The sequence below is a fragment of the Arthrobacter jiangjiafuii genome, assembly GCF_018622995.1.
Classification (GTDB): domain Bacteria; phylum Actinomycetota; class Actinomycetes; order Actinomycetales; family Micrococcaceae; genus Arthrobacter_B; species Arthrobacter_B jiangjiafuii.
Map to the genome: position 1 here is coordinate 3,513,923 of NZ_CP076022.1, position 24,214 is coordinate 3,538,136.

Below are 24,214 nucleotides of genomic sequence, written 5' to 3' on the forward strand. Positions count from 1 at the left end.
CGTTCATGTCTGATCAAAGGAGATCTTCATGCAAAACCTCGCCGGCATTCTGACCGATACGGCCGCCCGGGTTCCTGACAACACGGTCCTGAAACTGGACTCCACCGTCATTTCCTATGCACTGCTGGATGCGATGAGCGCCAAGGTGGCCGGAGTGCTCCGGGACCTCGGCATCGCGCCGGGAGAACGCGTGGCGCTGATCATGCCCAATATCCCGCAGATGGCGTTCGTCTATTACGGGGTGCTTCGCTACGGTGCGGTGGTGGTGCCGATGAATCCGCTGCTCAAGGCCCGCGAAGTGGCCTACCACCTCTCCGATTCCGGCTCCCGCCTGGTCTTCGCTTGGGAGGGCATCCTGGCCGAAGCCCTCGGAGGCGCCGAAGAGGCCGGCGGCATTCCTGTCATCCCTGTGGACGCCGGCACATTCATGCAGCTGCTGGCCGACACCGACCCGGCCCCCGAGGTGAGGGAGGTCGACGGCGGGGACGTCGCCGTCATCCTCTATACCTCCGGCACCACCGGACGGCCAAAGGGTGCGGCTCTGACCCACGACAATCTGCGCAGCAATGCCGATATTTCACGGAACCTGCTGCACACGCTGGAATCCGACGTGATTTTCGGCGGCCTCCCGTTCTTCCACGTGTTCGGCCAGACCTCGGCGCTGAATTCGGCAGTCATGGTCGGAGCGTCGATCAGTCTGCTGCCGCGTTTTGACGCCGGCAAGGCGCTGGAGATCATCGAGCGCGACGGCGTGACCATCTTCGAGGGCGTGCCCACCATGTATGTGGGGATGCTGCGTCATCCGGACCTGGCCTCCACCGAGGTGTCCACCCTGCGCGGTGCCATCACCGGCGGGTCCGCGATGCCGCTGGAGGTCCTGCACGAGTTCGAGCGGGTTTTCGGCACGCAACTGCTCGAAGGCTACGGCCTCTCCGAAACGTCCCCGGTGGTCTCCTTCAACCTTCCCGGGCCGGACCGGATGGCCGGCTCCATTGGCAAGCCGGTGGAGGGGATGGAAGTGCGGATCGTGGATCCGGAGGGCGCCGAGGTGCCGGTGGGCGACGTCGGCGAGCTGGCGGTGCGGGGCAGCGGCGTGATGAAGGGGTACTGGAACAACCCGGAAGCGACGCAGGCTGCCATCCCGGACGGCTGGTTCCGCAGCGGCGACCTGGCCCGTGCCGACGAGGCGGGCAACCTGTACATCGTGGACCGCAAGAAGGACGTCATCCTGCGCGGCGGCTACAACGTCTACCCGCGCGAGGTCGAGGAGGTGCTGTATGAGCACCCGGCTGTGGCCGAGGCCGCTGTGATCGGGGTGCCCGATGATCTGCACGGCGAGGAAATCGTGGCGGTGGTAGGTCTCAAGGAGGGCGCCCTGCCCGACGCCGACGACGCCCGGGACGCGCTGCTGGCCGAAATCCGGGACTTCGCGAAAGACCGGCTGGCCGCCTATAAGTATCCGCGCCGCGTGGTGCTGACCGATGAGCTGCCCAAGGGCCCGACCGGGAAAATCCTGAAGCGGGAAATCCGGGTGGACATTCCGGCAGGGGAAGCCGAGACGGTGTAGCGGCCCCGGCCCCGGGTTCCCGTGCCGTGAGGCAGGGGTATCCGGGAAAGCCCGGGCGGGTCAGGCTGTACCGGTCTCCGCCGCCGGCAGGCCCGCCGCCTTGTCCGACCTCACCAGGACAACGCCCAGGACAATCAGGGCACCGCCGACCAGTTGGACCGGGCGTGGCAGCTCCGCCAGGAGCAGCCACGCCCACAGGACGGCGAACAGCACCTCGGTCAGCGAAACAAAGGACGCCACGCGCGAGCCCAGCCGGCGGGCAGCAACGATGCCGGTGACATAGGCCAGCACCGTGGAGAACAGAACCAGCCCCGCCAGCGGCACCCACCAGGCGGTGCTCCAGCCCGCCAGAACGACGTCGGACGTGCTGAAGCCGGTGGGCAGCACGCCTGAGGCTCCCAGCGCCAGCATGGTCGCCGCACCGACAATCATCCCTCCGGTGGCCAGCACCAACGGTGGCAGGGACTCGTTCTGCCGGGCGGTAATGAAGAAGTAGATCGCCAGGCACACTGCCGCGGCCAGGCCCCAAAGAACGCCCAGGGGGTCGACCCGCACGTTGCCGGTAACGTCCAGCACCAGCACCAGGCCCGCGACGGCGGCGACGGTTCCGCCGATGGTCCTGATCCCGGGCCGGCGCCTTGTGGCCAGCCAGATCCACAGCACCATCAGCACGGGAGCCAGGAACTCCAGCAGCAGTGCCACACCTACCGAGAGCCGCTCCACCGCGTTGAAAAAGAAGAACTGGCAGCCGGCCACGCCAATGAAACCGAAGGCCAGGATCGTTCTCCAGTTTTCCCTCACCTGGTGCCAGTTTCCCCTCAGGGCGATCAGCGCCGGGACCAGCAGGACCAGTGCCGCGCCGCCCATGCGGACGGCGACGGCGGTGGTGGAGGTCCAGCCGGTCTCCAACAGGGATTTGGCAAAGGATCCGGAGAGCCCGAACACCGCCGAAGACAGCAGGGCGACGGCCAGCGCGGACGCCCCGCCGGGCACTCTGGCAACGAGGGAAGCTGCATCGGGAGCCGGCAGCGGGCGGGGAGGCGGGGTGGGCACTGGAATCTCCGGGAGCAACAGAAACGGCGTCCCGACGGGACCTGACAGGACCATTATGTGTTCTAGACCATTACCATGGAAGGACTTACAGCTACTGTCAGGGGTCAACATGGTTTTAGCTCATGACACAACTGCGGCACTAACCACCGCGGCGGCCTTCATCAACACAGGCGTGGGCAGCCCGGATACCCTGCGCACGCCCGCAGACCTGGACCGATTCCTGGATGAGCAGCAGTTCAGCGGCTCCCGCGCCCACACTCTGGGTGAGCTGCGGGCCGTCCGGCACCTGCGCGCGCTCCTTGCGCAGCTGTGGACGGCTGACGAGGTGGCGCTGGCCGACGGCGTCAACCAGCTGCTGCGAAACTCCCGGGCCCTACCCCAGGTGCTCCGGCACGACAACTGGGGCTGGCATCTGCACTGCACCTCGCCCGCTGCACCCCTGGAAGAACGAATGGCCACGGAAGCAGCCATGGCCCTCGCCGATGTCCTCCGCGGGGGCGAGTTGGGCCGGCTCGGCATCTGCGACGCCCCGGACTGCTCTGCCGTGACCCTGGACCTGACCCGCAACCGATCCAAGCGCTACTGCGACACCGGGAACTGCGGCAACCGGGAGCACGTTCGTTCCTACCGGACCCGGCGGGCGGGACGGGAAACAAGCCCCAGGCCCGCAAAAGGACCCTAAAGACCCGGAAACCGTTCGGGCGGGGGCTGGGCTACCTAGACTGTTGGGCGTCGAGCAGACGGCACTTAGGCCCCTCCCCCCAGGATTTTCGCCATGGACCAGAAACTGCAGTCCCTCTTTCATTCCGTCTCACCCCGCACCGCATGGATCACCATGGGCAGCTGCGTGGCCTTGTGGGTGCTGTGCCTGAGCGGGGTGCTAACCCCTCCACTCTCTGCGCCGGCGAGCATCACCCTCTTCTGGTTCTACGCGATGCTGATGCTGGTGTTGGCTTCCGGCGTGGCGGTCATCGGTGCTGCAGCAGCCTTGCTGGTCCGGCGCCGCCGCGCCCAGGAGAGTCCGGAAAGCCAAGAGAGCCAGGAGAGCCCGGAAAGCCAGGATCCTGTGCCGCACCAGGACGGGCACGCCGGGCAGGGTCAGCAGGACGGGCAGGACCAGCTCGCCGACCTCGGCCGGATGTTGGACGACCCCGACCGCGGAGCCCGGTAGGCGCCGGAACCCGGTAAGCACTTCCAGGCCCCGTCCGGCTGCCGGGCCGGAGAGCCTATACCTTCTGCTCCGCGGGGACGTAAAGCCCCGAACCGCATTTTCCTTTCCGCCGCCCTTGAAAAACCATCGGTGCTTCTGGTTCCCTGAGGGGGCGGTCCAGCAGGGGGCCCATCAGCAACGACGAAGAGCTGCCTGATGACGCCTCCTGACCTGCCACCCCACGACCTGCCACAATTCGAAAAAGCCCGCCGCGCCCGGGGGGACCTGCAACAGGCGCTGCACAACGAACTGGTCCTGGCGCACCGCGACCTTGCCCACCGGGTTGCCCTCTCCTACGCCGGGCAGGGCCGTGACCGCGCCGACCTCCGCCAGGTCGCCTATCTGGGGCTGATCAAGGCCGTCAAACGCTTCGACCCCGCCGTGGGCGTGCATTTTCCGGCGTTTGCGGTGCCCACGATCCACGGCGAGCTCAAGCGCTACCTCCGGGATCAGTCCTGGATGGTGCGTCCGCCGCGGGAGGTGCAGGACCTGAGAACCAACATTGCCAAGGTCTATCCGGCCCTCGCCCAACGCCTGGCCCGGGAACCGTCCGTCCCGGAACTGGCCGAGGAACTGGGACACGGGGAAAAGATGGTCGCCGAGGCCCTGAACTGCCAGAGCAGCCTGCAGCCCGATTCACTCGACGCGGCGTTGGACGGCGATTATCCCGCCGATCTCCCCGCCGGCATTGACACGCGCCTGGAGCAGGCAGAGAACCTGGCCATGCTTGCACTGGCCATCCGCAAACTGCAGGACAGCGAAAAGGACCTGCTCTTCCGCCGCTATTTCCATGAAGAGCCGCAGCAGGTGATCGGCGAGCGCCTGGGCATGACGCAGATGCAGGTCTCGCGGAAACTGGCGCGGATCCTGGTCAAGCTCCAGCACGAAATCCTCGGCCGTCCCGCCCGGGCCGCAGGCAGCGAGGCCGCCAGCGCCTAGAGCGGTTGCGCCTGAAACCGTTGTGCCAGAAGCGGACCCGCCCCTAAAGGACCTCCAGTTTCTCCGCCGCCGCCAGCACATCCGCCACCGTGACCGCCAGCAGCGCCGGATCCGGATCCACGGCAAAGGTATCCCCCACCCGCACCGTCTCATCCGTCAACGCGATATGCGGCCCCGCGGGCGGGCCCCACTCCGTCACCGGCGCCGGGCCGAAGATCACCACCGAGGGACGCGCGTAGGCCGAGGCCAGGTGGGCGGCGCCGGTATCCGCCGACACCACCAGGGCCGCACCGGCCACTACCGCGGCAAACGCCTGCAAGTCCAGCTCCCCCGCCGCCACGGAACTCTCCGGCAAGCCCGCCCGCCCGGCGACGGCCAGCGCCCGGGGACGCTCTGAGGCGCTGCCGGTCAGCAGCACCTGGCGGCCGGTGCGGCTGAACTCGGCTGCCACTGCGGCGAACCGCTCCACCGGCCAGAGCCGGCTGCCGTACGCCGCACCCACGTGCAGCACCACCGCCCCGGGCGCCGGGTTCGCGGCCCGCGGCGGCAGCAGCAGATAGTCCAGCGGATCGGCCGCAATCCCGTGCCAGCTCAACAGCCCCGCCCACCGCTCCCGTTCATGGATGCCGTGGCGCCATTCCGGCCCGGGCAGCCCCGGCGCGGCGTGTCCGATCAGCCGGCGCGGCGCCAGCGCCTCCAGCCGTCCGGTGCTCTCCGGGCCGCTGCCGTGCAGGTTCACCGCCACGTCGATCCGGCCGGGAGCCAGGTCGATCGGCACATCCAGGCCGTGCAGCGGCAGGAGCGCATCAACACTGCCCACCAGCTCCACCGCCGGAGCGAGCCACTCCTGGGCGGCGTAGAGGATCCGGTGCTCCGGAAACTCCCGGCGCAGGGCCCGCAGCGCCGGGACAGCCACCAGCAGGTCGCCGAGTTTCAGGGCGCGCAGGGCCAGCAGTTCCGGTTGCTCCCGCAATCCGTTGATGCTCGCCATCAGATGCTTCCCATCTCCGTGTCCTTCCACCCCGGTCCGTCCCTGCCGTCCGCGGCGCGGGACGAGTGGTCATCATCCTGCCAGAGCGCTTCCCGCAGCTTCAGCACCGTCTGCGCAGGAACCAGTGGAGAAGAAGAAGTAGCAGCAGCAGTGTTTAGGAGCGTGACCGATGGGGAACATGTTCGTTATGGGATCTTCGGACTTCGCACCGCCCCGCGCCGTGCTCTTTGACCGTGACGGCACGCTCGTGCGCGATGTCCCCTATAACGGCAACCCTGCGCTGGTGGACCCCTTCCCCCAGGCCGCCGCCGTGCTGCAGGAACTGCGCAGCCGCGGTATCCGGACGGGCGTGATCAGCAACCAGTCCGGCCTGGCCCGCGGGCTGCTCACGCCCGCCCAGGTCCAGGCGGTCAACGCCCGGGTGGAGGAGCTGCTGGGCCCCTTCGATGTCTGGGAAATCTGTCCACATTCCGCCGAGGACGGATGCCCCTGCCGGAAACCGGCGCCAGGCATGATCCACAGCGCCTGCGCCCGGCTTGGCCTGCGGCCGGCCGACACTGCGGTGATCGGCGATATCGGGGCCGACGTCGAAGCCGCCGCCGCCGCCGGGGCACGCGGCGTCCTGGTCCCCACGTCCGTGACGCGGCCCGAAGAAGCGGCCGCCGCCACCCTGGTGGCCGCCGATCTGGCCGGCGCCGTGGACCTGCTGCTGGGCAGCCCATGACCCGCCGCATCCTGGTGGCCCGGCTGGACAGCGCCGGGGACGTACTGCTCGCCGGACCTGCGGTCCGCGCCGTCGCCGCCGCCCCGGCAACCCGGGTCGTGCTGCTCTGCGGACCGCAGGGGACCGAGGCCGGACACCTCCTGCCGGGGGTGGAAACGGTGCTGACCTGGACCGGGCCCTGGGTGGCGGACCCGGCGCCGCCGGTCACCGCAACCGCGGTTGCTGAACTCTCGGATGCCGTGCGCCGGGCAGCCATCTCCGAAGCGGTCATCCTCACGTCCTTCCACCAGTCACCCCTTCCGCTGGCCCTGGTCCTGCGGCTGGCGGGAGTCCGCCGGATCACCGCAGCGTCCGTGGACTACCCCGGATCGCTGCTGGACACCCGCCTCACGCCCGGCGAGGACTTTCCCGAAGACCAGCCCGAGGCCGAACGTGCCCTGCGGATCGCCGCAGCCGCGGGGTTCCGGCTGCCGCCGGAGGACGACGGGAGGCTGCGGCTGCGCGGCACCCCTCCGGCCGGGGAGTTGGCGGGCGGGGGCCCCTATGTCGTAGTGCATCCCGGCGCAGCGGTGTCCGCCCGTGCCTGGCCTGCCCTGCACCACGCCGCGGCCGTTGAGCTGCTGACCGCCGCCGGCTACCGGGTGGTCGTTACCGGCGGCCCGGCGGAAACCCGGCTGACCGCCACCGTGGCCGGAGTAGCCGGCCTGGATCTGGGCGGGCGGACCGACCTGCGGACCCTGGCCGGGGTGCTGGCCGGGGCGTCCGCCGTCGTCGTCGGCAATACCGGCCCGGCGCATCTGGCCGCGGCGGTGGGAACCCCGGTGGTGAGCCTGTTCGCGCCCGTCGTGCCGGCCATTCGCTGGGCGCCCTACAAGGTGCCGCTGGAGTTGCTCGGTGACCAGAACGCAACCTGCCGGCTCAGCCGTGCGCGCATTTGTCCGGTGCCCGGCCACCCCTGCCTTTCCGGCGTGACCCCGGAGCAGGTGGTGGAGGCCGTCCACCGGCTGACCACCGGCGTGGCATCGCTGGGGACGCGGCGAGGAACACGCAGCGAAACGAGGACTGCATGAGGATCCTGCTTTGGCACGTGCACGGAGGCTGGATGGAGGCCTTTATCCGCGGGCCGCACCAGTACCTCCTTCCGAAGACTGCCGCCGGAGGCCCCTGGGGGCTCGGGCGGGGCGGCCGGAACTGGCCCGCATCCGCCGTCGAGATCGCTCCGGAACAGCTGCGGGACGCCGACATCGACGTCGTCGTGCTTCAGCGTGTCGAGGAGATCGGGGAATGCGTCCGGCTGATGGGACGCCGGCCGGGCAGGGACCTTCCTGCGGTGTACCTGGAGCACAACACTCCCAAGGGGAACGTGCCGGCGGCCGTCCATCCGCTGGCCGACCAGAGCAACATCCCAATCATCCACGTGACCCACTTCAACCAGCTGTTCTGGGACAGCGGGCGGGCACCGGTCCGGGTCATTGAACACGGCGTCCCGGACCCCGGCTACCGCTACACCGGAGAGCGGGAACACCTGGGCGTGGTCATCAACGATCCGGTCCGCCGCTGGCGGGTGACCGGAACGGACCTGCTGCCTCGTTTTGCCCGCGCCGCAGCGTTGGAAGTCTTCGGGATGGGCGCGGACGGGCTGGCCGAAGCCACCGGCCTGGGCGCTGACGAACTCACCGTCCGCGGCGACCTGCCCCCGGAGGACCTGCATGCGCAGCTCGCGGGCTGCCGGGCGTACCTGCACCCGATGCGCTGGACGTCCCTGGGCCTGTCGCTGCTCGAGGCGATGCATCTGGGCCTGCCCGTGCTGGCGCTGGCGGCCACGGAGGCCGGCCGCGCGGTGCCGCCGGAAGCCGGAGCCATCTCGACGGACATCGGGGAATTGGTCCAGGCCGCCGCGCAGCTTGTGGAAGACCCCGACGACGCCCGGAGCCGCGGGCGGGCGGCCCGGGATTTCGCCCTGGAGCACTACGGACTGGACGCCTTCCTGGCTGCGTGGGACACCGTCCTCTCGGATATTGCGGACGGCAACGTCACGACGGGACCGGTGTCCGGGGGCACGGGATCCGGGGCAGCCGGAGGGCCGCCGATGCGGGAAACGGAACTGTCAGGAGCTGCAGGAGGGGGCAAGCAGTGAGAATCTCAATGGTGTCGGAGCACGCCAGTCCACTGGCGGCGCTGGGCTCAGTGGATGCCGGCGGGCAGAACGTGCATGTCGCGGCACTGTCGGTGGCGCTGGCCCGCCGCGGGCACACGGTCCGGGTCTATACCCGCCGTGACGACCCGGACCTGCCGGCAGTGGTGCCGGTATGCCCCGGCCTGGACGTGATGCATGTGGACGCCGGGCCGGCGCGGTCGCTGCCCAAGGACGCCCTGCTGCCCTACATGGGCGAACTGGCTGCCGGTATTGCCTCCGATTGGGGCACGGCGCCGCCGGACGTGGTGCACGCCCACTTCTGGATGTCCGGTGTGGCAGCCCTGGATGCCTCCCGCCGGGCCGACACCATGGGCTATCCGGTGCCGGTGCTGCAGACATTCCACGCCCTTGGCACGGTGAAAAAACGGCATCAGGGCCGCGACGACACCAGTCCGCCGGAGCGCACCTGGCTGGAACCGTCGGTGGGCCGCAGCGCGGACCGGATTATCGCCACCTGCTCCGACGAGGTCTTTGAACTCAAGGCGATGGGCATCCCGGGCAACCGGATCTCCGTGGCGCCCTGCGGCGTGGACCTGGAACTGTTCGGCAGCCAGGGCCCGGCCGAGCCCCGCGGCCGCACGCACCGGATCGCCGCCGTCGGCCGCCTGGTCCCGCGCAAGGGCGTGGATCTGGCGGTCCAGGCCCTGGCCCTGCTCGCGGAGGAAGGAATCGACGACGTCGAACTCCTGATTGTCGGCGGTGCCTCCGATTCCGCCGGGCTGGAATCGGACCCGGAGGCGCGGCGGCTGCTCGCACTGGCGCGGGCGCTCGGCGTGGCGGACCGGGTGCTGCTGCGCGGGCAGGCACCGCGAGAGGCGATGCCGGCCGTGCTGCGCAGCGCCGACGCCGTGGTCTGCGCACCCTGGTACGAGCCGTTCGGCATTGTTCCGCTGGAGGCCATGGCGTGCGGGGTGCCGGTGGTGGCTTCCGCCGTGGGCGGGCTGATCGATACCGTGGTGCACGGCAAAACCGGGCTGCACGTGCCGCCGCGGGATCCGGAGGCCCTCGCCGGGGCGCTGGCCGAACTGCTGCAGAACCCCGGCTACGCCCGGCGGCTCGGCGCGGCCGGACGGCAGCGGGCCCGGGCCCGCTATTCCTGGGACCGCGTGGCGGCAGACACCGAAAAGGCCTACCAAATGACGGTTGGCGGCAGCGCCGCTGCACGGCGGACCCACCTGCAGCCCCTGGGAGGGAAGGCATTGTGACACCCGACCAGGCAACCGCTGCCTCAGGCGCTGGGGCCGGAACGCTGCTGAGCGATGTGAAGCCGTCATCCGGTCCGGCAGACGTGGAGTCCACCGCCCACCGGGCCGTCCTGGAGCATCTGGCCGGGCTGGGGCCTGCCCTCGCGTCGGTTCAGTCCCAGGCCCTGCGGCTCACCGGTTGGGGCGTGGAGCTCGCCGGGCGGCTGCTGGCCGGGCAGCGGCTGCTCGCGGCGGGAAATGGCGGGTCCGCTGCCGAGGCCCAGCACCTGACCGCTGAGCTCGTGGGACGGTTCGACGGCGAGCGCCGGGCGTTTTCCGCGATTGCCCTGCACGCCGACACCTCCACGGTGACCGCCATCGCCAACGACTACGGCTATGACCAGCTCTTCGCCCGGCAGGTGGCAGGCCACGGACGGCCCGGGGACGTGCTGATCCTGTTCTCCACGTCCGGCCGCAGCCCCAACCTGCTGCGCGCCGCAGAGGCCGCCGGGCGCACCGGCGTGAGAACGTGGGCGGTCACCGGCCGGGGTCCGAATCCGCTCAGCGAGGCCTGCGACGACGCGGTGTGCATCGACGCGGGCGCCGCCAACGCCCAGGAAGCCCACCTGATCGCCCTGCACGCACTGTGCCGGGCCTTCGACGCCGAGGTATCCCGCCGCGGCACAGAGGAGAGGCCATGAACATCGTGGTGGTCGGCGACGTCCTGCTGGACGCCGATATCAGCGGCAGCGCGCAGCGGCTGTCCCCGGACGCACCGGTACCGGTGGTGGACGTGGACGACGTCCGGCACCGGGCCGGAGGTGCCGGACTGGTGGCCCGGATGCTGGCCCGGGACGGGCACGCCGTACAGCTGGTGACCGTATTGTCCGACGACGGCGCCGCCGCCGTCCTGCGCGAGGCACTGGCCGGAATCGTTGTTACGGCCGGTCCGTCCGGGGCCCCGACCCCGGTGAAGACCCGGATCCGTGCCGGCTCCCACGCCGTGGTGCGCTTCGATGAGGGCTGCGCTCCCCCGCCGCCACCCGTGGCGACCGACGAGATGCTGGCCGTCCTGGAGACGGCAGACGCCGTCGTCGTAGCGGACTACGGCCGGGGGCTGACCGGTGACCCGCGCCTGCGCCGTTCGCTCGCTGCCCTGGCGGGGCGGATTCCGGTGGTGTGGGATCCGCATCCGGCCGGGACGGACCCGGTGCCCGGGGTGGCCGCCGTGACACCGAACCTCTCCGAAGCGCTGCGCGCAGCCGGCCCTGCCGACGACGCAACGGCGACCGGGGACGGGACCGGCGGCGGAATTCCCGCAGCCCTGCGCGCCGCCGAAACGCTGCTGGGCCGCTGGCAGAGCCGGGCAGTGGTGGTCACGCTGGGTGCCCTGGGCGCGCTGGTGCTGCCCGCCTCGGGCCTGCCGCAGATGATCCCCGCCCCGGAGGCCGCCGCCGGTGACACCTGCGGTGCCGGAGACCGCTTCACCGCCACGCTGGCACTGGGACTGGAGCACGGAACGGCCCTGGAACCGGCCGTCGAGAAAGCCGTGCAGGCCGCTGCCGCCTTCCTCGCCGCCGGCGGCGTGGCATCCCTGCTGCAGGCCCCTGCTCCCCGGCAACTGCGCAGTGAAAGCCTCGATGCGCTGCGGGCGGCGGAGCAGGTGCGCCGCCACGGCGGAACGGTGGTGGCAACCGGCGGCTGTTTCGACCTGCTCCATGCCGGGCACGCCCGCACCCTTTCCGCAGCCCGCCGGCTGGGCGACTGCCTGATTGTGGTCCTCAACTCGGACAGTTCCGTGCGCCGGCTCAAGGGCGAGCAGCGCCCCATCATCGGCCAACAGGACCGCGCCGAACTGCTGCTGTCCCTGGGCTGCGTTGACGGGGTGCTGATCTTCGAGGAGGACACTCCGGAGGCGGCACTGGACCGGCTGCGCCCGGACATCTGGGTCAAGGGCGGTGACTACCGGGAGGACCAGCTGCCCGAGGCCCGCCTAGTCAAGACCTGGGGCGGGGAAACCGTGACCGTTCCGTACCACCCGGCCCGTTCCACCTCCAGGCTGGCCGCCGCGCTGGCCAGGGTCGGCTAGCAGCGTCCACGCATCCCCTTTTCCACCGAACCCCCGGTACAACCCGTGAAAGGAACACGCATGTCACTACAACTATCCAGCCCCGGACGGGTGCTCGTCACCGGCGGCGGGTCAGGCCTGGGCGCCGCAGTGGTCCAGGCCGTCACCGAAGCCGGCGGCACCGCCGTCGTGCTGGACCGCGATATCAGCGCGGTGAGCGCAGCCAAGGCGATCGAAGTGGATGTTGCGGACCGTGCCGCCGTTGAAGCGGCCGTGCGGGAGGCCGCCGCGTCACTGGACGGGCTGGATGCGGTGGTCACCGCAGCCGGCATCGACCGCTGCGGGCGGCTCGAGGACGTCGCCGCCGAGGAATGGGAAAAGGTGATCGGCGTGAACCTGCTCGGCACCGTCTCGGTAATCCGCGCGGCACTGCCGTATCTGCTGGACAGCCACGGCCGGGCCGTCACCATTGCCTCCAGCCTGGGCATCAAGGCAGTCGGGGACGCCACCGCGTACTGCGCCTCGAAATTCGGGGTGGTGGGATTCAGCCGGGCGCTGGCCGCCGAAACCCGCGGCCGCATGGGCGTCACCACCATGATTCCCTCCGGGATGAAGACACACTTCTTCGATGACCGCACGGAGCAGTACAAACCGCAGGACGACTCGCGGCTCAACGATCCGCTGCGCGTCGCCGAAGCGATCCTCTTTGTCCTGCACCAGCCGCGCGGATGCGAGGTCCGGGAAATGGTCATCTGCCACGAGGAGGAGGAATCCTGGCCGTGATCCAGGGTTAGGCGGGCGGTGCCGTCCGCAGCGCAGCCACGTCCGCTGACACGGCCGCCGGATCCACTGCCGCCACAAACGAATCGTCGTGTTCACAGCGTTCGGCGGTCCATCCGACCTGGGTGACGTCGACTCCGCAGACCGGGCAGGCGGAGACCCAGGACATGTGCACCCGGTGCCGGGTGCGGCCCATAGCGCCGGCATTGATGACATTGCCGAACCAGTAGACCCCCACGGTGGGAGTGCCGACGGCCTGGGCCAGATGCCGCGGCCCGCTGTCATTGCCGACCATGACGGCGCTGGCCTGGAGCAGCGCGGCCAGCGTGCCGATTTCCAGCTCCCCGGCCACGGAGCCAATGTCCGCCCCGGGAGCAGCCGCCAGGGCGAGCGCGACGACCTGCTCCGCCAGGCGGCGGTCGCCGTCGTCGCCCACCACCAGGACCCGGCAGCCGTCGGCCGCGGCCTGCACGGCCACGGCGGCGAAGGACGACGCCGGCCAGCGGCGCCGCGGATCGGTGGCGCCGGGGTGCAGCGTCACCAGGTCCATGCCCGGCACCAGATGGGCGGCAGCCTTTTCCTCCTCGACCGGCAGCACCGCCAGCTGCGGTTCCAGGGCGACCGGAACGGCACCGGCCAGCCCGGCGACCTCCAGGGCGCGCAGCACCTCGTGCTGGTAGTAGATGTAAGGGATGGTCCGCTCCAGCTGCGCGGCATCCGGGGTCCGGGTGCCCACGGTGTGGGCCGCTTCCAGCCCCAGCAGGAAGGGATTGGAATTGCGTCCGCCGCCGTGGACCTGGACGGCCAGGTCAAAGCGCCTGGCCCGCATCCGGTCATGGAACGCCGCCACCGCTGCCGGGTCTTCGGCGCCGGGCCGGATTCCCGGCGCAAACGGCAGGATTTCCACCCGGTCCACCGGGCCGGGACGGCCATCGAACAGGGCAGCATGCAGCGGCATGCCCAGCAGGGTGATCTCGGCGTCCGGATAGGCGGCCGCCAGCGCGTCCAGGGCCGGGAGCGCGAACAGCAGGTCCCCCAGCCCGCCGCCGCGAAGCACCGCTATGCGGGATACTCCGGCGAAGGGCTCCAGCACCGGCCCGATACCGCGGCGCAGCACCCCGTCCCGGCCGCCCGGCGTCTTCCTCATGGCCCACCCTCCCCCTTCTGCCCGGGCGGTTCCCCGGGCCTTCCGTGGCCGGCGCCGTGCCCGGTGGTCATTTTCTGTGCTTCACCCTAGGGCCTGGAGCGGCCGAACCCAACCAGTGGTCACGGGTCCAAAACTTCCGCCGTCGACCTGTGTAAGAGGAGCGCAAACGGGGTAGGAAACCTAGACGAGAGCCAGCACTCCAAACCGATCCGAGGAAGTCCATGTCCCCCAGCGTCTCTTCCCCCGCATCCTCGGCCGCCAATGCCATCAATGCCGCCGCCCCTGGCCCCGGCGACACCGCAACCCTGCTGACCGTGCACAATCCGGCCGACGGCACCCTGGTGGGAGAACTCGCGGCAGCAAACGGGCGGCAGGTGGCCGCAGCGGTGGCGGCGGCCCGGCAGGCGGCCGGCGGATGGGCATCCACCGATCCTGCCGACCGGGGAAAGGCCCTGCGGTCAGCCGCTGCAGCCCTCGCAGCGCGGGCCGGCGAAGTGGCGGCGCTGAACCACCGCGAAACCGGCAAGCCGCTGCCCGAGGCCCTCGGCGGTGTGGCCGCCGGCGTCGCTACCCTGGAGCAATACGCCGAACTGGGTCCGGTGCACCGCGGCCACAGCCTGCGCGGGGCAGCCCTCGCCGCTGACTACACCGTGATCGGGCCGCGCGGAGTGGCGGTGCTGCTGACCCCCTGGAATGATCCGGTGGCGGTGGCCGCCGGGCTGATCGGCGCTGCACTGGTCACGGGCAACACCGTGATCCATAAGCCCAGCGAACGCTCTCCCCACACCGGCGCGCTGCTGGGGGACCTCCTGTCCCCGTTCTTCCCGTCCGGCGTGTTCAGCACTGTGACCGGAGCCGCGGACACCGGTGCCCTGCTGACCAGGACCGATGGCGTGGATGTCCTCGCCCATGTGGGCTCCAGTGCCGCGGGCGCCCGGATAGCCCGGGCGGCTTCATTGTCCGGCGCCCACGTGATCCGGGAGAACGGCGGCAACGATGCGCTGCTGGTGGACGCCGGCGTGGACCCGGAGTGGGCGGCCGGGCAGGCAGCCGCCGGCGCGTTCAGCAACAGCGGACAGATCTGCACCGCCATCGAACGGATCTACGTGCACCGCGACGTGGCCGGAGAGTTCTGCGACGCGCTGGTGCGCGAAGCCCGGCGGCGCAACCGCGAGGCGCCGCTGGCGCCCCTGGTTGATACCCGGCTCCGTGAGGCAGTCCATGCCCAGGTGAGAGACGCTGTGGCTGCCGGAGCGCGGCTGGCCGAGGGCGGCGTCGTTCCGGACGGGCCGGGCGCCCACTATCCGGCGACAGTGCTGCTGGACTGCGCAAGGCCCATGGCCGTGTTCACGGAGGAGACCTTCGGCCCGGTGGCAGCCGTCCAGGTGGTGGACAGCTTCGAGGAAGGCCTGGCTCTGGCCGCCCACGACAAATACGGGCTGGCCGCCACGGTACTGACCCCCGGTATCGAACCGGCGCACCGCGCAGTGGCGGCCCTGCCCGTGGGTACGGTCAAGATCAACGCGGTCTTCGGCGGCGCCCCGGGCGGGTCGGCCCAGCCGCGGGGTGAGAGCGGCCGCGGTTTCGGCTACGGACCGGAACTGCTGGACGAATTCAGCCTGGTCAAGGTGGTCCATGTCGGATTGCCCCGGGTCCGGGGGCAGCTGTGAGCACGCCGCAGGACCTGAGCCGGCTGCGCAGCCTGGCGCCCTGGCTGCCCGGCCGGCTGGCCGGGCACGCCCCGCGGATCGCCGTCATCGGCGACGTGATGCTGGACGGCTGGTTCTCCGGCACCACCGACCGCTTCTGCCGGGAGGCACCGGCGCCGGTAGTGGATCTGGTCCGGCGGGACTATGCCCCCGGCGGAGCAGCCAACACGGCCATGAACCTGCAGGCCCTGGGCGCACGGGTGCAGTTGGCCGGACTGGTGGGCGAGGATTCGGCCGGGGAGCGGCTGCGGCGGCTGCTCGGCGCGGCAGGCATCGACGTTGGCCTCCTGGCCTCGCAGCCCGGAGCGCGTACGGCCACCAAATACCGCATCCTGGCCTCGGACCAGGTGCTGTTGCGACTGGACGACGGCGGCAAAACGGTACCGCCCGACGCCCAGGACCGCCTGGCGGCGGCGCTGCCGGCCTGGCTCGCGGACACCGATGCCGTGGTGGTCTGCGACTACGGCAGCGGGCTGCTGCATGGGCCGGTCCGTGACGCCCTGGCTGCCCTGGCCGGGGGCAGGCTGACCGTGGTGGACGCCCACGATCCGGCGCTGTGGAAAGCCCTGGCCCCCGACGTCGTAACCCCCAACGCGCAGGAAGCGGCCAGCCTGCTGGGCCTGCGGCTGGGCCCGGACAGTGACCGCGCGGAGCTCCTCGGCAGCCGCGGCCCGGACCTGCTGCGTGCTGCCGGCGCGCGCGCCGTCGTGGTCACCCTGGACCGGGAAGGAACCGTGCTGCTCACCGAGGGCGGCAGCCACCGCACCTGGGCGCGGCCGGCCACCGAGAAGCAGGCCTCCGGTGCCGGTGACACCTTTGTAGCGTGCCTGACCGTGGCACGGGCCGCCGGGCTGCCGCTGAGCACCGCCGCCGACCTGGCCCAGAATGCTGCGGATATTGTGGTGCGCCGGGCCGGGACCTCGGTCTGCACCACCCTCGACCTGGAACTGCACCTGACCGCCCTGGCAGACACCGCCCTGTCCCCGTCGGAGCTGGCTTCCCGGATCGCCGCGGACCGGGCCGCCGGCAAACGCATTGTGCTCACCAACGGATGTTTCGACGTGCTGCACCGCGGCCATACCCGTTACCTGAACCAGGCCAAGGCCCTGGGCGATGTCCTGGTGGTGGCGCTGAACGGGGACGCGTCAGTGACCCGGCTAAAGGGCCCGGGCCGGCCGATCAATCCGGTGCACGACCGCGCCGGGGTGATTGCCGCCCTCAGCTGCGTGGACTACGTGACGGTTTTCGACACGGACACGCCGATTCCGCTGATCGAGGCGCTCCGCCCGGACATCTACGCCAAGGGCGGTGACTACTCCCCCGAAATGCTGCAGGAAACCCCGGTGGTGCGGGCCTGCGGCGGAACGGTGCGGATCCTCGACTATGTGCCGGACCATTCCACGTCGGCGGTGGTGCAGCGGATCCGGGCGGCGCAGGGCCAGGAGGGGAACCCCGGAGCTGCCGCGCGGCGGCCGCTGTCCGGTCCGGAAGAGGAAGCCGGGACGCGCAGATGAGCCGGCGCTGGTCCGGGGATTGGGGCGCGGAGCCCGACGGCGGGGTGCCCGCGGAACGCGGGGGCACCCCGCTCCCCGTTGAGGTGTTGATTCCCACCCGGGAACGGGGTGCCGAGCTGGCGGTCACACTGGCGGGCCTGGCCGCACAGGAGGAGCCGGACTTCGGAGTGCTGGTCAGTGACCAGAGCCCGGCGGCGGCGTCCTGGGAGCATCCGGCGGCAGCCGCAATGGTGCGGGTGCTGCGGGCGCAGGGCCGGCCTGTCCGTCTGGAGCGCAACCTTCCCGTGCGCGGGCTGGCCCAGCAGCGGGCGCATCTGCTGGAGGGCTCCCGCGCCCCGATGGTGCTGTTCCTGGACGACGACGTCTGGCTGGAACCAGGCCTGCTCCGCCGCCTGGCCGGGGCGCTGGCAGAAAGCGGCTGCGGTTTTGTCGGCTCAGCCGTGCAGGGGCTCTCCTACCTGCAGGACCGGCGCCCGGATGAAGAGGTGTCTTTCGAGCCGTGGACCGGGCCGGTGGAGCCGGAACGGATTCGGCGCGGAGATCCGGGATTCGAGCGCTGGCCCCTGCACAATGCGGCGAACCTGGCGCATCTGGCGGCACCGCTGGAGCTGGAGCCGGGCTCCTGGCTGCTGTACAAGGTGGCGTGGGTGGGGGCCTGCGTGCTCTTTGACCGACGGAAACTGCTGGACTGCGGCGGATTCGGCTTCTGGACCGACCTGCCGGAAGGACACTCCGGCGAGGACGTGGCAGCCCAATGGCGGGTCATGGAACGCTACGGCGGTGCCGGGCTGGTGCCTTCCGGGGCAGTGCACCTGGAATCACCCACGACGGTCCGGGACCGTTCCACAGACGCTGCCGAGCTGATGTTCGGGCAGTGAGCGGTTTCCGCCGTGCGGAACCCGCCCGGTCGGCTAAGCGGTACGGCCTGCTAGGCGGTCGGGTCGGTGGGGCGGGAGTCCGCGCCGGGTACCTCTTCGGTGCCGGCTGCGGCCGGGCGCTGGGCAGCTGACCCGCCAATGGTGCCGGCACCGCCGGGAATCTTGGCCGAGCTGCGGTGCACACCGGAGCCTTCGCTGAGGTGGTCCGGGTTCGGCTTTTCCGTCATCAACAGCAGCGAGCAAATCAGCAGCGAGGCAATGAAGGCGATGCCGGCAGCGGTCAGGCCCAGATCCAGGCGCAGTTCCTTGTCGGCGCCGCCGGTGGCGAAAATCGTGGTGGCAACACCCGCAATCACCGCCAGAACGGCGGAAAAAATGAGCGGGGCCTTCACGGAGTTCCGCTTCTGCGGGCCTCCGGATGAGCTGTTCGCCACTGTTCTTCCTCCTGCTGTGTTGAAAATCTGCCGGTTCTACAGGTGGTAGAACCGCAAGTATTCCAGTTTACGGCTTTTGCCGGGCGGTTGTTGCCGGACCTGTTCCGGCCGGTTGGCGGGCATCCCAGCGGGCCCCGAGCCCGGACGTGGCCAGGGCCACGGCGATGATGATCGCGGATCCGCCGGTGACCCCGAGCATGGCATGCGCCCCAAGGCCCATCAGCTGCACGGCGAGCAGGATCAGTGCCGTTCCCACGCCCACTACGCCGGTGATCAGCCAGTCGCGGGCCGGCAGGAACGCGGCACGGGTGGTTTTCCAGAGGTACAGTTCCACCGCGCCTCCCACTACCAGAGCCAGGCCGGCCGCCACGCAGAAGACTTCGGCTGACCGCAGCGCCAGCACCGCAACGCCGGCCAGCGCGTAGAGCGCGGCTTCGAGCAGCACCAGGCTGCGGATCCGTGCCTGCCCAAGGCCTCCCGCCAGGGCCGCCATCGGCCAGAGCACGACGGCGGTCAGCAGCAGATACAGCCCGCCGGCCATGCCGAGCACGCCCTCGCCGGGCTGCTGCCAGAAGACAGTCAGGATGCCGAAGGCCGCCGCCACGGCGGACCGTAGGAGGATGGGTACCCACGGGGTGCCGTGGTTTGATTCGCCCACTGCCGAGCCTCCGCTTTCGTGTTGCACAATCGTGTGGCCGGTTGGCCACCAACCAGCTTAGTCGCTTGGGCTTCCCGGTGCCGCACCGGTGACCATCCACGCATCGGAGCGGATCCGCCAGCCCAGCGTCGCGGCCCGGGCGGCCATGTACGCCAGCGCGAAGGCAGCCCAGAGCCAAGCGATCCCGCCCGGTCCCTCGAGCCCGGCAGCGTGCACCCACCAGAGCAGCGGCAGGTAGGCCAGCAGGTTCAGCACTCCGGTGACGGCCAGGTACCGGGCGTCCCCGGCGCCGATGAGCACGCCGTCGAGCACAAACACCAGCCCGCAGACCGGCTGCGACGCGGCCAGCACCCAGAGACCGGCGGTCAGCGCGGCATGCACCCCGGGGTCGGTGGTGAAGAGGAACCCGGCGAAGGGCGCTGCCGCCGCCAGCGCCAGTCCGGTCACCGCACCGAAACCGACTCCCCAGCGGATCATCCGGCGGGTCAGCTCCCGGGCCAGGGACCGGTTGCCGGCGCCCAGTTCCCTGCCGATCAGTGCCTGCGCGGCGATGGCCAGGGCGTCAAGGGCAAAGGCCAGGAAGGTGAAAAGCGTCATCACCAACTGGTGCGCGGCCAGCGACGCCGGCCCCTGCGCGGTGGCGACCAGCACCGCAGCCAGCACTGCCACGCGCAGGCTCAGCGTGCGCAGCATCAGCCAGGATCCCACATGGGCGGTGGCCCGGATCCCCGGGAGCGAGGGCAGCAGCGACACCCCGGCGCGGCGGGCCATCCGTCCCACCAGCACCAGATAGACGGCGGCCATGCCCCATTGGGTGATGCTGGTGCCCAGCGCCGATCCGGCCACGGAGAGGTCAAAGCCGTACACCAGCAGGAAGTTCAGCCCGATGTTCACCCCGCAGCCGATGCCGGCCACGGCCAGCGGGGTCCGGGTGTCCTGCAGTCCGCGCAGCACGCCGGTGGCCGCGAGGACCAGCAGCATGGCGGTCAGCCCGGGCATCGAGTACTGCAGGTAGTCCACTGCGAAGCGGTGCACCTCGCCGGTGGCCCCCATCGCGGAGGCGAGCGCGGGCGCCGCAAGGATGCCTGCGGTGGAGAGCAGGACGCCGAGGATCAGTGCCAGTCCCATCCCGTCCCGGCCCGCCGCCACGGCCTCGCGGTGCCGGTCCCCACCCAGATAGCGGGCCACGGTGCCGGTGGTGGAATACGCCAGGAAGACCATGAGCCCGACGGCGGTCTGCAGCACCGTGGACGCCAGCCCCACGCCGGCCAGCTCGTTGACGCCCAGGTGTCCCACGATCGCGGAATCGGCGATCAGGAACAGCGGTTCGGCAATCAGGGCGCCCAGGGCCGGGACGGCCAGGGCAAGAATCCGCCGGCCCAGGGCCGGTCCGGTGGTGGGAGATGAAGTGCGCACGTGCAAAAGCCTACGGCGCTTTGAGCGCAGTGCTGGCTGCCGCCGGGCCGGCCTGCGGAGAGAGCACGACGGCGGCTGCCGCGGCCGCCGCGGCCAGCAGCGCTCCCACAAACGTGCTCAGCCCGGCCCACCCCCAGATCTGGAAGAAGATGCCGCCCACCCAGCCGAGCAGGCTCGAGCCGACGTAATAGAAGAGGTTGTACAGGGACGATGCCTGGGCCCTGCCTTCGGTGGCCAGCAACGGGGTCCAGCCCGAGGCGATGGAGTGTGCCGCGAAGAAGCCGGCGGTGAACACCACCAGCCCGGCGATGACGGCCGGCAGCCAGGCGGACAACGTCAGTGCCAGGCCCGCCGCCATCACGGTGATCGACCCCAGCAGCACCGTCCGGCGGCCGCCGCGGGCCGAGAGCCTGCCGGCCAGCGTACCGGCGGCCCGCGAGGACCAGGTCCCGGCCAGATAGGCCAGGAACAATGAACTGGCCACGCTTTGCGGCAGCGAGAACGGTGCTGCCCCCAGCCGGAAGCCCAGATAGTTGTAGACCGCCACAAACCCGCCCATGAGCAGGAATCCCTGCAGGTACAGGACCACCTGCCGGGGATTGCGCAGGTTCGCCAGCAGCCGCCCGGCCAGGCCGGGCCCGGGGTCGGCCCGGCGCAGCGGCGAGAAGCCGCGCTGCCGGGGCGCGGTGAGCATGAACACCACTGCCGCGCCGGCGGCCAGCAGGCTGACCACGCCGACGCCGACGCGCCAGTTCGCCGCATCGGACAGCGGAGCGGCAACAATCCGCCCGGCCAGCCCGCCGATGGTCGTGCCTGAGACGTAGCTGCCGGCGGCCACCGCGGCGTGCATCCGGGAGACCTCCTCGCTCAGGTAAGCCAGGGCCACGGCGGGAATCCCGCCCATGGCCGCCCCTTCGATGAAGCGCAGCACCAGCAGCACCGGCAGGTTGGGGCTGAACGGCACCAGCAGGCCCAGGACCACGGCGGCGGTGATCGCCAGCCGCATCACCGGCAGCCGGCCGAACCGGTCAGCGGCGGCGGACCACGGGATAACGGCTGCGGCCAGGCCCAGCGTCGCGGCGGAAACGGTCAGTGCCGCCGAGGACGCGGAAATGTCCAGGTCCTGCGCCAGTCCGGGCAGCACGCCCTGCAGCGAATAGAGCTGTGCAAAGGTGGCCATGCCCGCGGCAGCCAGCCCGACCAGCACGCCCCGGTAGCCGGGGCTGCCCTTGGCATGGCCGACCCAGGCCTGCCGACGGCCGCTCATACCTCTCCCTTGTGCACAGTAAAACTGTAGGGCCTTACACCGGCGGGACCACGCTCAGGTTCGGGACAGCTGCAGTTCCGCATGCAGGTTCCGGCGGGCGGACTCCGCCCACAGCCGGCGGGCCGCGTCGGTGGAGAACAAGGGGTCCTTCGCCAGCAGCCCCTGCACCACCCGGGCGCGTCCTGCGGCGAAGGCGTCGTCGTCCAGGTGCCGGTACTCCTGGCGGACATCGGCAACGTAACGCCGGTAGGCTTCCGGGCCCCGGCCCAGCACCGACAGGTCCGCGTCACACAGCAGCTGCCCGGCCGCATCTCCGGGAGCGGGATCGTGGGTGGCGGTCAGCCGGACCAGCCGTGCGGTTTCGGTTATCTCGGCAGGGCCGCAGCCGGCCTCGGCCAGCAGGGCGGTGGCCAGGAGGGCGGAGGCCTCCTCGTCGTCGGCGGCGCAGCGGTAGACGGCGTCGTGGAACCAGGCGGCCAGCAGCACCGGCCGCGGCGGCGGACCGTCACTGAGGGCCTCCACCGCCTCCAGGACGGCCAGCAAATGCCGCCGGTCATGGTAGCGGCGGTGGGGTTCGCCCCAGCGGTTCAACAGTTCGGCGCCCAGCACCCGGGTGCCCGGTATCAACGCCTCCCAGCGCATCAACAGCGGATGGACCAGGCTGGCGCTGCGTTCGCGGGCCTTGATCCGCAGCCCGCTGCGGATGAGCAGCCGGACCAGGGTGCCGCCGTCGACCTCCACCGCGCCCCGTTGCACCAGGTCCGCGTAGCGTCGGGCGGGCACGTCGTAGTGATCCAGGTCGAACGCCCGGGCGGCTATCCCGGCATCGGCGGCGAAGCCGTGCAGCTCGGCCAGCGAGGTATCCGAGACCAGATGGGAGAAGAGGGTGTTGTGCGCCGGCCAGCGCGGCGGATCGATGTAGATCATGTTCCATACCTACCGGACCGAACCGGGTATTTCCACGCCGGTCCTCCGGCACCCCTTGTCCGTCCCCGGCACCCGTGGTCGAATGTGGGGCATGGAGAATGGGGACACCGCCGTCCTGGCCATCGGAACCCGCAAGGGCCTGTGGCTGGCGACCAGCGCCGACAGGGCCAACTGGAACATCACCGGCCCGCACTTCCTGATGGATGAGGTGGCCGCCCTCGCTATTGATACCCGCAGCGGGACGCCGCGGATCCTGGCCGGAGTCATGTCCTGGCACTGGGGGCCGTGCGTGGTGCATTCGGATGATCTGGGTGCTACGTGGAGTGAGCCGGAGGACGGCGCGGTCCGCTTTCCCGAAGGCACCGGCGAGGCGCTGACCCGGGTCTGGCAGCTGCAGCCCGACAGCGCAGGACGGCCGGGAGTGGTGTGGGCCGGCGCGGAGCCCATTTCGGTGTGGAAGTCCACCGACGGCGGCGGGCACTTCGAATTGAACCAGCCCTTCTGGGACCACCCGCACCGCAGCGAATGGGGTGCCGGGTTCGGCGGAGCCGCGGCGCACACGGTGCTGCCCAGCCCAGCCGATGACACTGTGCACGTGGCGATCAGCACCGCCGGGGTATACCGGACGGACGACGGCGGCGCCTCCTGGACGCCGCGCAACCACGGCATCAGCGCGTACTTCCTGCCGGACCCCAACCCGGAGTTTGGCCAGTGCGTGCACAAGGCAGCCCGGGACGCCGGTGACCCGCGGCGGCTCTATGTGCAGAACCACCACGGCGTGTACCGCTCCGACGACGCAGGCGATACCTGGATCTCGATCGCCGACGGCCTGCCGGCGGATTTCGGTTTTGTCATGCTGGCCCATCCGAGCCGTCCCGGCACCATTTGGACCATTCCGCTGAAGGCCGACGGTGAGCGGATTCCACCGGACGGGCATCTTGCGGTGTACCGCAGTTCTGATGCCGGAGACACCTGGACGCGGCTCGATGAGGGCCTGCCGGACACAGACTTCAATGCTGTGCTGCGCGACGCTGCGGCGGTGGACACCGCCGAGCCGGCAGGGGTCTACTTCGGTACGCGCGGCGGGCAGGTGTTCGGCAGCGCCGACGAGGGGGACACCTTCTCGCTGGTGGCGGGAAACCTGCCCGATGTGCTCTGCGTCCGCGCCGGCATCGTGCCGACCGGGGCCGTGCCGTCCGGGGCCGTGCCGTCCGGGGCCAGCTGATGCGCGGAACGCCGGTGCGCCTGGTGCTGCCCGCTGCTTTGTCTGCAGCGGCCGGCGGCGCCCGCGAGTTGGAGGTTCAATCCTCGGCCGGGCTGACCGCTGCGGCCTTGCTGGATGGCCTCGCGGTCGAATTTCCCCGGCTGGAACGCCGCATCCGCGATGAGGCCGGCCGGCTGCGCCGCTATGTCAACGTCTATATCGACGGCGAGGAACTTCGCTCCCTGAACGGACTGGCCAGTCCCGTGCCGCCGGGGTCCGAAGTCCTGATCCTGCAGTCCGTGGCCGGCGGCTGAGCGTCCCGGGCCGTGTCCGATAACGGGGCGTTA

General features: G+C 70.7%; 24 protein-coding genes. 16 read left to right on the plus strand and 8 right to left on the minus strand.

From position 1 onward, the window contains the following. Window positions 1–28 precede the first annotated feature (28 nt). Window positions 29–1,567: a long-chain-fatty-acid--CoA ligase gene (locus KKR91_RS16545; RefSeq protein ID WP_210227222.1), complete on the plus strand. Its 1,539-nt coding sequence runs from the start codon at window positions 29–31 to the stop codon at window positions 1,565–1,567. 60 nt (window positions 1,568–1,627) lie between these two features. Here KKR91_RS16545 and KKR91_RS16550 read toward each other — a convergent pair whose 3' ends face one another. After that, window positions 1,628–2,626, minus strand: a complete 999-nt coding sequence (locus tag KKR91_RS16550; protein WP_420481437.1) for an EamA family transporter — start codon at window positions 2,624–2,626, stop codon at window positions 1,628–1,630. Window positions 2,627–2,729: 103 nt separating this feature from the next. Here KKR91_RS16550 and KKR91_RS16555 point away from each other — a divergent pair, with 103 nt between their 5' ends. The 3 genes from KKR91_RS16555 to KKR91_RS16565 all read left to right on the plus strand — a co-directional run bounded on the left by KKR91_RS16555 (window position 2,730) and on the right by KKR91_RS16565 (window position 4,769). Then, complete coding sequence (locus tag KKR91_RS16555) at window positions 2,730–3,302, plus strand: CGNR zinc finger domain-containing protein (RefSeq protein ID WP_210227219.1); 573 nt, start codon at window positions 2,730–2,732, stop codon at window positions 3,300–3,302. A 93-nt stretch (window positions 3,303–3,395) separates the two neighbouring features. Continuing rightward, window positions 3,396–3,791: a hypothetical protein gene (locus KKR91_RS16560; RefSeq protein WP_210227217.1), complete on the plus strand. Its 396-nt coding sequence runs from the start codon at window positions 3,396–3,398 to the stop codon at window positions 3,789–3,791. Window positions 3,792–3,986: 195 nt separating this feature from the next. Next, window positions 3,987–4,769, plus strand: a complete 783-nt coding sequence (locus tag KKR91_RS16565) for a sigma-70 family RNA polymerase sigma factor (protein ID WP_210227215.1) — start codon at window positions 3,987–3,989, stop codon at window positions 4,767–4,769. A gap of 43 nt (window positions 4,770–4,812) precedes the next feature. Here KKR91_RS16565 and KKR91_RS16570 read toward each other — a convergent pair whose 3' ends face one another. Then, window positions 4,813–5,760, minus strand: coding sequence for a glycosyltransferase family 9 protein (locus tag KKR91_RS16570; protein WP_210227213.1), 948 nt, complete (start codon window positions 5,758–5,760; stop codon window positions 4,813–4,815). A 187-nt stretch (window positions 5,761–5,947) separates the two neighbouring features. On the opposite strand from KKR91_RS16570, the gene KKR91_RS16575 reads away from it, so the two are divergent. The 7 genes from KKR91_RS16575 (at window position 5,948) to KKR91_RS16605 (ending at window position 12,716) form a co-directional block, all read left to right on the plus strand. After that, complete coding sequence (locus KKR91_RS16575) at window positions 5,948–6,484, plus strand: D-glycero-alpha-D-manno-heptose-1,7-bisphosphate 7-phosphatase (RefSeq protein ID WP_210228216.1); 537 nt, start codon at window positions 5,948–5,950, stop codon at window positions 6,482–6,484. Then, window positions 6,481–7,554, plus strand: a complete 1,074-nt coding sequence (locus KKR91_RS16580; protein ID WP_210227211.1) for a glycosyltransferase family 9 protein — start codon at window positions 6,481–6,483, stop codon at window positions 7,552–7,554. Before KKR91_RS16575 ends, KKR91_RS16580 begins: the two co-directional genes overlap by 4 nt. Next, window positions 7,551–8,621, plus strand: a complete 1,071-nt coding sequence (locus tag KKR91_RS16585; RefSeq protein WP_210227209.1) for a glycosyltransferase — start codon at window positions 7,551–7,553, stop codon at window positions 8,619–8,621. Before KKR91_RS16580 ends, KKR91_RS16585 begins: the two co-directional genes overlap by 4 nt. Continuing rightward, entirely contained in the window at window positions 8,618–9,886 is a 1,269-nt protein-coding gene (locus tag KKR91_RS16590) for a glycosyltransferase (RefSeq protein ID WP_210227207.1), read from the plus strand. The genes KKR91_RS16585 and KKR91_RS16590 overlap by 4 nt, the downstream gene beginning before the upstream one ends. An 83-nt stretch (window positions 9,887–9,969) precedes the next feature. Beyond that, the gene (locus KKR91_RS16595; RefSeq protein WP_237687652.1) at window positions 9,970–10,566 is read left to right on the plus strand and encodes a D-sedoheptulose-7-phosphate isomerase; all 597 of its coding nucleotides are present in this window, start codon (window positions 9,970–9,972) and stop codon (window positions 10,564–10,566) included. Beyond that, a complete protein-coding gene (locus KKR91_RS16600; RefSeq protein ID WP_210227203.1) occupies window positions 10,563–11,954 on the plus strand; it encodes a PfkB family carbohydrate kinase in 1,392 nt (463 codons plus the stop codon). Before KKR91_RS16595 ends, KKR91_RS16600 begins: the two co-directional genes overlap by 4 nt. 60 nt (window positions 11,955–12,014) lie before the next feature. Further along, a complete protein-coding gene (locus tag KKR91_RS16605; RefSeq protein WP_210227201.1) occupies window positions 12,015–12,716 on the plus strand; it encodes an SDR family oxidoreductase in 702 nt (233 codons plus the stop codon). Window positions 12,717–12,723: 7 nt separating this feature from the next. Here the strand turns inward: KKR91_RS16605 and KKR91_RS16610 are convergent, their stop codons facing one another. Continuing rightward, window positions 12,724–13,860 carry a glycosyltransferase family 9 protein gene (locus tag KKR91_RS16610; protein ID WP_210227199.1) on the minus strand — a complete coding sequence of 379 codons (1,137 nt, stop codon included), beginning with the start codon at window positions 13,858–13,860 and terminating at the stop codon, window positions 12,724–12,726. 221 nt (window positions 13,861–14,081) lie between these two features. Between KKR91_RS16610 and KKR91_RS16615 the strand changes: the two genes are divergently transcribed. The 3 genes from KKR91_RS16615 to KKR91_RS16625 are packed head-to-tail and all read left to right on the plus strand — an operon-like array spanning window position 14,082 to window position 17,961. Beyond that, complete coding sequence (locus KKR91_RS16615; RefSeq protein WP_210227197.1) at window positions 14,082–15,530, plus strand: aldehyde dehydrogenase family protein; 1,449 nt, start codon at window positions 14,082–14,084, stop codon at window positions 15,528–15,530. Continuing rightward, window positions 15,527–17,083, plus strand: coding sequence for a D-glycero-beta-D-manno-heptose 1-phosphate adenylyltransferase (gene rfaE2, locus KKR91_RS16620; protein WP_210227196.1), 1,557 nt, complete (start codon window positions 15,527–15,529; stop codon window positions 17,081–17,083). Before KKR91_RS16615 ends, rfaE2 begins: the two co-directional genes overlap by 4 nt. Continuing rightward, a complete protein-coding gene (locus KKR91_RS16625) occupies window positions 17,080–17,961 on the plus strand; it encodes a glycosyltransferase family 2 protein (protein WP_210227195.1) in 882 nt (293 codons plus the stop codon). Before rfaE2 ends, KKR91_RS16625 begins: the two co-directional genes overlap by 4 nt. A gap of 50 nt (window positions 17,962–18,011) precedes the next feature. Here KKR91_RS16625 and KKR91_RS16630 read toward each other — a convergent pair whose 3' ends face one another. From KKR91_RS16630 to KKR91_RS16650, 5 genes are all read right to left on the minus strand, one after another. Next, the gene (locus KKR91_RS16630; RefSeq protein WP_210227194.1) at window positions 18,012–18,395 is read right to left on the minus strand and encodes a hypothetical protein; all 384 of its coding nucleotides are present in this window, start codon (window positions 18,393–18,395) and stop codon (window positions 18,012–18,014) included. A 67-nt stretch (window positions 18,396–18,462) separates the two neighbouring features. Further along, window positions 18,463–19,053 carry a hypothetical protein gene (locus KKR91_RS16635; RefSeq protein ID WP_210227193.1) on the minus strand — a complete coding sequence of 197 codons (591 nt, stop codon included), beginning with the start codon at window positions 19,051–19,053 and terminating at the stop codon, window positions 18,463–18,465. 57 nt (window positions 19,054–19,110) lie between these two features. Then, entirely contained in the window at window positions 19,111–20,469 is a 1,359-nt protein-coding gene (locus tag KKR91_RS16640) for an MATE family efflux transporter (RefSeq protein WP_210227191.1), read from the minus strand. Window positions 20,470–20,479: 10 nt separating this feature from the next. Continuing rightward, window positions 20,480–21,736 (minus strand): MFS transporter, encoded by a 1,257-nt coding sequence (locus KKR91_RS16645; protein WP_210227190.1) that lies wholly within the window; start codon window positions 21,734–21,736, stop codon window positions 20,480–20,482. 54 nt (window positions 21,737–21,790) lie between these two features. Continuing rightward, on the minus strand, window positions 21,791–22,663 hold the full coding sequence (locus tag KKR91_RS16650; protein ID WP_210227189.1) for a DUF4031 domain-containing protein: 873 nt from the start codon (window positions 22,661–22,663) through the stop codon (window positions 21,791–21,793). Window positions 22,664–22,745: 82 nt separating this feature from the next. Between KKR91_RS16650 and KKR91_RS16655 the strand changes: the two genes are divergently transcribed. Together KKR91_RS16655 and KKR91_RS16660 are read left to right on the plus strand one after the other, a co-directional pair. Beyond that, window positions 22,746–23,888, plus strand: coding sequence for a WD40/YVTN/BNR-like repeat-containing protein (locus KKR91_RS16655; RefSeq protein WP_420481438.1), 1,143 nt, complete (start codon window positions 22,746–22,748; stop codon window positions 23,886–23,888). Continuing rightward, window positions 23,888–24,181 (plus strand): MoaD/ThiS family protein, encoded by a 294-nt coding sequence (locus tag KKR91_RS16660; RefSeq protein ID WP_210227187.1) that lies wholly within the window; start codon window positions 23,888–23,890, stop codon window positions 24,179–24,181. Before KKR91_RS16655 ends, KKR91_RS16660 begins: the two co-directional genes overlap by 1 nt. Window positions 24,182–24,214: the final 33 nt, after the last annotated feature.